This window comes from Anoxybacillus sp. LAT27, from assembly GCF_022030075.1.
In the GTDB taxonomy this organism is placed as follows: Bacteria; Bacillota; Bacilli; order Bacillales; family Anoxybacillaceae; genus Anoxybacillus; species Anoxybacillus kestanbolensis.
The window spans coordinates 1-273 of sequence record NZ_JAIWYK010000167.1 but is presented as its reverse complement, the minus strand read 5'-3'; the positions used below and the strand labels follow the sequence as shown (position 1 = coordinate 273).

Genomic DNA, 273 nt, shown 5'->3' with positions numbered 1-273 from the left:
AACACGGCATCGACCTGTCCCAGGACCGCATGGCGCTGCAGCGTTTGAAAGACGCCGCGGAAAAAGCGAAAAAAGACCTCTCCGGCGTGCTGACCACGACCATCTCGCTGCCGTTCATCACCGCGGACGCGACCGGTCCGAAGCACCTGGAGGTAAACCTGACCCGCGCCAAGTTTGAAGAGCTGTCCGCGCACCTGGTTGAGCGCACCATGGGACCGACACGCCAAGCGCTTGAAGATGCGGGACTGACGCCAAACGACATCGACCGCGTCA

General features: G+C 61.9%; 1 protein-coding gene. It reads left to right on the top strand.

Translation table 11 applies throughout. The features are described from left to right. Positions 1-273 (top strand): Hsp70 family protein (locus LD028_RS08980; protein WP_237811613.1); only part of this gene is annotated, 273 nt, incomplete at both ends.